This is a genomic window from Halomonas sp. BC1, assembly GCF_002078135.1.
In the GTDB taxonomy this organism is placed as follows: Bacteria; Pseudomonadota; Gammaproteobacteria; order Pseudomonadales; family Halomonadaceae; genus Vreelandella; species Vreelandella stevensii.
Genome location: NZ_LFGS01000009.1, coordinates 9407 through 16990, shown reverse-complemented (window position 1 = coordinate 16990; position 7584 = coordinate 9407). Strand labels below are relative to the sequence as shown.

Below are 7584 nucleotides of genomic sequence, written 5' to 3'. Positions count from 1 at the left end.
TGAGTAGCCACCCATATCAAGCCAAATGCTGGAATCATCGCGGGCTGAAGCCTCCTCCTACAACAGTGAGCCGCCCCAAGCCAGCGTGTGGGAGCTTACTCCACGTGAATCACCACTTCGACACGGCGGTTGCGGGCGCGCCCTTCGGCGCTGCTGTTATCCTCCAGCGGGCGGGTATCGGCAAACCCGACGGCGCGCAGACGCTCTGGCTCGACCCCAGCGGCCTCCAGTGCTTCAACGATGGCAATGGCCCGTGCGCTGGAAAGCGCCCAGTTGGACGAGAACTCAGGGGTATTGATCGGCTGACTGTCCGAGTGCCCTTCGACCCATACTTCGCCGTCATAGCGCTGGATGGTTTCCAGCAGGCTGCCCACCAGCGATGTACCGCCTTCCGACAACCCAGCTGCGGCAGAGGGAAACAGCAGCTGATCCTGCACCCGCAGGCTGATACCTTCCGCTACCCTGGAGACCTCGACGCCTTCCAGATTGGGCAAATAAAGCGATGTTTCGACGCGTTCGGGCAGCTGCTCGTCCAGCGCCAAAGCGCTGCTGATGGCCTCATCGTCGATCTGTTGCACGTTGACAGGCGGCCGGTCGGTCAGCAGTACCATGTAACTGGCCAACGGCTGGCCCAAGCGCTGTGTCTCATCGACGAGCAGCGGCGTTGGCAAGGCAGGCAGGTAGCGCTCCAGCAGCGGCGCGACGGGCGATGTGTCGCTTTCGGCGGGTGCCAATGCCAGCAAGGGTGGCGCCCCCATAGGCTCGGGAACGCGCATGATCGGAGCAGGTAATCCCGCGACCCCCAGAGCCGCACTGATGGCCATCGGGCTGAGCGTGCCGGGCTCATTCAGGTAAGCGATGTTGCGCTTTTGGCGTCGCTCATCCAACAATACGGGCAGCGGCACTTCAAGAGCAGGCACACTGCTTTCGCTGACGTCGGTGTCATCTGCTTCAGGGCTCCAACCGGGGCCGGTCACCCCGGCCGCCGCAATGATGATCACGAACAGCGCCACCAGTAGCGTCATGATGTCGATGTAACTGATCATCCAGCCATTATTGCTATCGTCTTCCGGGCATGATGACAACAACGAATCGTGACGGGGGCCGCTACGGTGGTCCTCAAGCATGGGGGTTACTCATTCAAGTTTTAAACCTCGTGGCCGATTTACTATGAGCATGGCAAACTAGTCTATCAAAAAGCCCTGTCAAAAAGCCGTTTACTAGCGATAAGGAACTACCCGGTGCGCATTCGTCCTTTGCTGTCTTTCACTCGCCGCTATCTTGCCCCACTCGGGCTTGGCGCGGTTAGCTTGATGCTAAGCGGCTGTTTTTACGCCAACACATCACAAACGCCGATTGCTACCACCTACCCTTACAGTGAACAACAGCGCATGCAGGCTGCCCAGCACTGGGAAGTCCTGGCCCGACATGAAGCGGCAGGTATCCTGGCTAGCGAACGGGTACGGTTCCGCGACCTGCACATTCTCGCCCCCGAACACGCGCAGTACGGCAGCTATTACAGTGGCGGAGAGTTCGAACGAGGCTTCAGAACCCTACTGACCAGCGAGCTGGTGTCACGCGGTGGCAGCGTCACTACCCAGCCCCGCGCCAACGGCGCTACGGTTCAGATCGATGTGGAAGTCGTTCAGCATCGTGACCGTGGCTATACGCGCCCGCCTTTTGGTGCTTACACGGCGCTGGCAACCGGCATTGCCGTCGCCAGCTTTCCCATCCGCCACTGGAGTGAGCCTGGGCTGGCACTGATCCCGGCCGGCATCTTCGCCGACTCTGTCGGGGGTAGTTGGACACCCACCAGCAACGAAGAGATCATCGTCACCACACAGATCGTGGAACAGGATCAAATCCTCTACTCGTCGTCCAATATCTATTACATTAATGCCGGTGATCGGCGCCAGTATGCACCCCATAGAGTGCCACAGGCCCCCAGAACGCCGACTATTTCCATCACCGACACTTGGTAACCTTTATGCTGTTGACGCTTATGACGGTGCTTCCTGTCTCTTACCGCCGCGCCATGAACACTGCTGCGCTGAGCCTTGCGCTATTGATGCTGACGGGCTGCGCATCGCTTGGCAACAGCAGCCAACCTGAAGCTCCCAAACCAGACCTGTCTGAACTTGCCCATCAAGCTGCTCAGCAAATGATGGCAAGCAACCCAGATCTTACCCGCTATAGCCCCATGATTGCGGCTACCTTCGTCAGCATCGACAACTTGAGCCAGTCTTCCACGTTTGGGCGTATAAGCTCGGAGATCATGGCTTCGGCTCTCGCTCAGCAAGGCATGCAGGTGCGGGAAGTCAAGATGCGCGATAGCATGTTCATCGAAGAGAATGTGGGGGAATTGATTCTCTCCAGACAAGTGCAACGCCTGAGCGCTCAGCACAATGCTCGCTCCATTCTCATGGGAACCTATGCTCAGGGTCAGGACTCCTTGTATGTGAGCGCACGGGTAGTGCGTGCGGGTGATGCCATGGTGCTGGGCAGTGCAGACTTCCGTCTCCCCCTCGATAACAACATCCGCAGCCTGCTGGAAGGCCAGGGCGGCTGGTGATGATCGGGTAAACGTCCCCGCAACATTCAATATTGTCGAAAAGCCTGAGGAGCTTACTCCCCAGGCTTTTCATTGAAATGAGCAAAGAGAGCCGATGCCGTCTCAACCGAAACCTCGCAAGCCGCATATCGTGGCGACCAGCAGAGTCATCAAGCTAGCGGCCAACATCACCAAGCTGTTGAGCTATGGTTTTCATGCCCTGTTCCCCAAAAAACGCTTTACGCTACCGGAACAAGCGGCCCCCTGGCTGAAGCCCAAAGAGCCAACGCCCATCCCCAGGATCATCTGGCAAACCAACTTCACCAATAAGGTCACGCTCCCTGTTTACTTGAACTACCTGTTCAACCGCTTGATGGCCCCGCGCTTCGAATACCGCTTCATGATTACCGAGGCCAGAAAAGCGTTCATTGCCGCTCACTACTCTCCAGAGATCAATCAGCAATATGACCGCCTACAAATCGGTGCTGCCCAGGCCGATTTCTGGAGGCTGCTGGTGCTCAACCAACACGGTGGCGTGTATCTGGATATCGATGCCCACGCGATCTGGCCCTTGGCCAACACGCTAGGCAAGCATGAGGAGCTTTACATCACCACCCGCCGTGGCGAGCTCAGCAACTATTTCATTGCCAGCCGCCCCGGCAATCCGAACCTGTTGAGGCTGATCGAACGAGTGCAGCACAACATTCAGGACAGCTCCCTGACCAACGTCTTCGAGCTGACCGGGCCGGGGGTGTTCATCGAACTACTCGATCAACAGGCCGTGCCCACTGTCTCCTATCGGCATGCCTGTAACCAGGGCAGCTTCACCAACGAGCATTTTCAGTATATCGACAAAAAAGCGGGAAAATGGACCAAGGAGCAGCGCACCGTCAGCGTCGTGAGACCAGAGCCTGCACGTGATGCTCAGGACCGCTCTGCCGATTGACCTGGGAAACAAAAAAACGCTAGCCCAAGGCTAGCGTTTTTACTTACTGAAGGCAGTAGTGCTTACTTGTAGACTGGGAAGCGGCCACACACCTCTGCCACTTTATCCAACACCTGAGCTTCGATGCCGCTGGTGTCTTCACCCTTGGCCAGCACATCGAGGATATCGCAGATCCAGCCTGCCAGTTGGCTACACTCTTGCTCACCGAAACCACGGGTGGTCACTGCCGGGGTGCCGATACGCAGGCCGGAGGTGACGAACGGGCTTTGCGGGTCGTTGGGCACGGCGTTCTTGTTGACGGTGATGTGGGCGCGGCCCAGGGCAGCATCCGCATCCTTGCCGGTCACGCCTTGCTTGATCAGAGAAAGCAGGAACAGGTGATCTTCGGTACCGCCCGAGACGATGTCGTAGCCACGCTCGATGAACACGGTTGCCATGGCCTGTGCGTTCTTGACGACCTGCTGCTGGTAGGTCTTGAACTCGGGCGCCATGGCTTCCTTGAAGCAGATCGCCTTGGCCGCAATGACGTGCATCAGCGGGCCGCCCTGGCCGCCGGGGAACACGGCAGACTGGAGCTTTTTCTCGATCTCGGGGTTGTTTTCCGCCGAGAGGATGACGCCGCTACGGGGGCCACGCAGGGTCTTGTGGGTGGTGGAGGTGACCACGTGGGCGTGGGGCAGCGGGCTGGGGTAGACACCGGCGGCCACCAGACCCGACACGTGGGCCATATCGACCAGCAGGTAAGCCCCTACTTCGTCGGCGATTTCGCGGAATTTGGCCCAATCAACAATCTGGGAGTAGGCCGAGAAGCCCGCAATGATCATTTTCGGCTGGTGCTCACGAGCCAGCTGAGCCACTTGAGCGTAATCGATCAGGCCCTGCTCATCGAGACCGTACTGGATAGCATTGTAGTGCTTGCCAGAGAAGTTGGGCTTGGCACCGTGGGTCAGGTGACCGCCCGCGTCCAGGCTCATGCCGAGGATGGTATCGCCGGGGCTGACCAGCGCCTGGAATACGGCACTGTTTGCCTGAGAGCCGGAGTGCGGCTGCACGTTGACGTAGGTGGCGCCAAACAGCTCCTTGGCGTAATCGATGGCCAGGTTCTCGGCGATATCGACAAACTCACAGCCGCCGTAGTAGCGCTTGCCGGGGTAGCCTTCAGCGTATTTATTGGTCAGCTGGCTGCCTTGTGCTTCCAGGACACGCGGGCTGGCGTAGTTTTCGGAAGCAATCAGTTCGATGTGGGCTTCCTGGCGTGCCACTTCCTTCTGCATGGCATCAAACAGCACATCATCGAATCCGGCAATTGTCATGTCGCGGCTGAACATCGGCGGGAACCTCGTAACGAAACGGTCATCATGGAGAAGCGAGGGAGCCATGATAACCCACTCGGACGCGACTTTCATCGCATCCGTATCAGGTGTTACATGAGCATGTTTCATGTTGGCGGTAGCCTTTACAGGCTGACCAACTGGACAACCGCGCTATTTCAATTCGAAAGTGACGCGTAGGCGCTGACTGCTGCCCAGCGGGTCCATCATGAATTGTTCGAGGGTAAAGGGGTCCGGCAGCGCGATGTGCGTGGTCAAGGATTGGGCGTGGCCGCCCATGATATCGACCAGCGCCACCATCAGTTTGGCGACCTGCGGGCCTGCCACGGCTTCGAGTTGGCGGGCCTGGGCCCAACTGTGTGACACCATTTGCGAGGTACTGATCCCCTCTTGGGCGGCGAGTTCAGAGGCGAGACGCGGCAGCAGGCCAGCATCCTTGTAAGCCAGGGTGACGTTACCGCCGTGAAGCCTGGCCGTTTCGAACAGGGCTGGGTGTTGCATCGCCTGTTCGATGGTGGCACGCCCAGGTAGCGTCACGGGAAGCGCCATCTGGTAGCTCACCTCCCCCGCCTCGCTGAGCTGCAAGAAGCCTTCCGACGTCAGCTGCGCTGGTCGGGTCTCGTCATCCCACTCAGAGACACTGCGACCTGCGGCATTCATCTGCCCGCTGCCACCGGTCAATACATTGTTCATTACCTGAAGGTCCTGGCGCTCTTGCGCAGGCGCCAAGCGAATCAGTTGCCCGATATCCAGCGCGGCTCCTTGGAAGCCCACATCGCCTACGTAGGTATTGCCACTGGCCCAGGCGCGCTCCAGCAGAACACTCCAGCGGTCTCCGGTCAGGCTGAAGCCATTCAACTCGGCCCGTTCCAACTGCGCTTGCCCTGGGCGGTCGAGCCCTTGCAGCCCACGAACGATCACTTCATCCAGCGCCAGAGACGCGGTAAAGCCAGACGCCAAATCGTTGAACTCGGCGTTTAGCCCGTGTAGCTCAAAACGTCCAAGGGCGGCGTGGCTCATCTCTTCCAGCACCAGGGCTTCCAGGGTGAGGTAGCCCGTCAGCGCCGCGTCGTTGCCCCACTCTGCTGTCCACTGCTTGGCCAAGGTGCCGTCCAGCCACAGCGAAAGCTCCTGCAAACGCAAGCCGTGAAGCGGTGCATCTGGGGTCGTGAAGTTGGCGAAGTCGGGGACGGCCGCTCCTGGTCGATCGAGGGCCAGCTCGGTCAGCGTCAAGACCGGGTCACTGACGTCAGGCTCGATGACGCGAATACCGTGAAACGAGACGCTCTCGGGTTGGTCGTAATCGCCCTGCACGTGGTAAGCCTCAATGGTCACCACATCGCCTTGCGCCTGCCGGATCACGATGTGCTCGGCGATCACGCGCTGCTCCTGTTCACGGAGTTCGCCGATTTCGATGAGCTGCTCGCCACGACCCCACTGGGCCTGCAGGTCAGCCTCCAGACGCGCCACGGATGCATGGGCATCACCAACGCTCAACAGGGTGACGACAAGCCCTGCCAGGATCGGCCTACCCTGTTGAAAACGAGGAAGCACAGGTAAGAAATGAGAGACGTTGAACGACCACATGCCGCGAACTCCAATGAAGAGGCGCGTAGCATACACGAAGCCTGCTTTGTGAAAAGCGAAGAATGCACCGGCTCATGCAGTTGCCCAATAAATGGGCCTCCCACAGGTTGGTTTGGTGGCTGCTCAGGCTATAACCAATGAGTTGACCTACCAGAGGTTAAGAAGCCCTAATGTGGCTGGGAGCTTCTTGTGGCTGGCAGCCTATTGTGGGAGGGAGCTTTAGCTCGCGATGATTCCAGCACGGGTGCCTGCCCAAGCAGTCGCCCAATGAAATTGGCCTCCCACAGGATAGCTTGGGTGCCTGCGCAGGCAGTCGCCCAATAAATTGGCCTCCCACAGGATAGCTTGGTTGGCTGCTCAGGCTATAAGCCCATGCATTGGCCTCCTACAAGTTAGTTTGGGTGGCTGCGCTACCCAGTTACAGCCATATAGCATTCCAGTAGCTATAGGCTTTGATATCGTCGACCAAGTTGGCACGCAATGGATTGGCGACAATGTATCTGGCCGCTGCTTTTAGGGCAGTTTCATCCCTAATCATTCGATCATGAAAGCCGTCCTGCCAAACGCTCTGTCCAATATCCAAAGAGACATAAGCCTTGTAGCGTCTTACGGCCTCCGATAGCTGTTCATTTAGTTGAAAAAGCCAATGAATGTGGTCTGGCATGACTACATAGGCGTAGGTAGTGGCAAGAACTGACACACGTGGATGATAAAAGTGTCGAGCCGCGTGACGGGCCTGGGAAAAAGTGGAAAAGACAGGTTGCCGACGCTGAGTGGTGATGGTCACCAGATAATAACTGTTGGGGATGGAGAGCCTGCCACGTCTCAGCTGATAACTTCTACTCATGTGGCCACTCTCCATTCATGTGATTAACTTTATTTAAACTAGCATATTTTCGTTAATCGATTGATCGGTGACAGAAAGCGCAGGTGAGGCTGGGAGCTTCTTGTGGCTGGGAGCTTTAGCTCGCGATGATTCCAGCACGGGTGCCTGCCCAAGCAATCGCCCAATAAAATTGGCCTCCCACAGGATAGCCTAGGTGCCTACTCAGGCAGTCGCCCAATGAAATTGGCCTCACACAGGATGGTTTGGATGGCTGCTCTGGCTATAGCCAATGAGTTGACCTCCCAGAGGTTAAGAAGCCCTGCTGTGGCTGGGAGCTTCTTGT

7 protein-coding genes are annotated in these 7584 nt (G+C 58.0%); 3 read left to right on the top strand and 4 right to left on the bottom strand.

Features of this window, described 5'->3' with window-relative positions:
• Nucleotides 1-95: 95 nt before the first annotated feature.
• Nucleotides 96-1127 carry an OmpA family protein gene (locus B7L72_RS08020; RefSeq protein WP_081193611.1) on the bottom strand — a complete coding sequence of 344 codons (1032 nt, stop codon included), beginning with the start codon at nt 1125-1127 and terminating at the stop codon, nt 96-98.
• A gap of 186 nt (nt 1128-1313) precedes the next feature.
• Between B7L72_RS08020 and B7L72_RS08015 the strand changes: the two genes are divergently transcribed.
• The 3 genes from B7L72_RS08015 (at nt 1314) to B7L72_RS08005 (ending at nt 3497) form a co-directional block, all read left to right on the top strand.
• Entirely contained in the window at nt 1314-1982 is a 669-nt protein-coding gene (locus B7L72_RS08015) for a hypothetical protein (protein WP_446718564.1), read from the top strand.
• A gap of 5 nt (nt 1983-1987) precedes the next feature.
• Nucleotides 1988-2572, top strand: coding sequence for a FlgO family outer membrane protein (locus tag B7L72_RS08010; protein ID WP_446718562.1), 585 nt, complete (start codon nt 1988-1990; stop codon nt 2570-2572).
• 94 nt (nt 2573-2666) lie between these two features.
• A complete protein-coding gene (locus B7L72_RS08005; protein WP_081193607.1) occupies nt 2667-3497 on the top strand; it encodes a glycosyltransferase family 32 protein in 831 nt (276 codons plus the stop codon).
• A gap of 62 nt (nt 3498-3559) precedes the next feature.
• Here the strand turns inward: B7L72_RS08005 and glyA are convergent, their stop codons facing one another.
• From glyA to B7L72_RS07990, 3 genes are all read right to left on the bottom strand, one after another.
• Nucleotides 3560-4825, bottom strand: coding sequence for a serine hydroxymethyltransferase (glyA, locus tag B7L72_RS08000; protein WP_081193605.1), 1266 nt, complete (start codon nt 4823-4825; stop codon nt 3560-3562).
• Between the two features lie 156 nt (nt 4826-4981).
• Nucleotides 4982-6415, bottom strand: coding sequence for a hypothetical protein (locus B7L72_RS07995; RefSeq protein WP_081193603.1), 1434 nt, complete (start codon nt 6413-6415; stop codon nt 4982-4984).
• A gap of 418 nt (nt 6416-6833) precedes the next feature.
• Nucleotides 6834-7262 (bottom strand): REP-associated tyrosine transposase, encoded by a 429-nt coding sequence (locus B7L72_RS07990; protein ID WP_039183782.1) that lies wholly within the window; start codon nt 7260-7262, stop codon nt 6834-6836.
• Between the last annotated feature and the right edge of the window lie 322 nt (nt 7263-7584).

What these genes read in the sequence shown, in the direction of transcription:
- B7L72_RS08020 (WP_081193611.1), bottom strand. Translation starts at nt 1,127, where the DNA reads ATGCTTGAGGACCACCGTAGCGGCCCCCGTCACGATTCGTTGTTGTCA.
- B7L72_RS08010 (WP_446718562.1), top strand. Translation starts at nt 1,988, where the DNA reads ATGCTGTTGACGCTTATGACGGTGCTTCCTGTCTCTTACCGCCGCGCC.
- B7L72_RS07995 (WP_081193603.1), bottom strand. Translation starts at nt 6,415, where the DNA reads ATGTGGTCGTTCAACGTCTCTCATTTCTTACCTGTGCTTCCTCGTTTT.
- glyA (WP_081193605.1), bottom strand. Translation starts at nt 4,825, where the DNA reads ATGTTCAGCCGCGACATGACAATTGCCGGATTCGATGATGTGCTGTTT.
- B7L72_RS08015 (WP_446718564.1), top strand. Translation starts at nt 1,314, where the DNA reads ATGCTAAGCGGCTGTTTTTACGCCAACACATCACAAACGCCGATTGCT.
- B7L72_RS07990 (WP_039183782.1), bottom strand. Translation starts at nt 7,262, where the DNA reads ATGAGTAGAAGTTATCAGCTGAGACGTGGCAGGCTCTCCATCCCCAAC.
- B7L72_RS08005 (WP_081193607.1), top strand. Translation starts at nt 2,667, where the DNA reads ATGCCGTCTCAACCGAAACCTCGCAAGCCGCATATCGTGGCGACCAGC.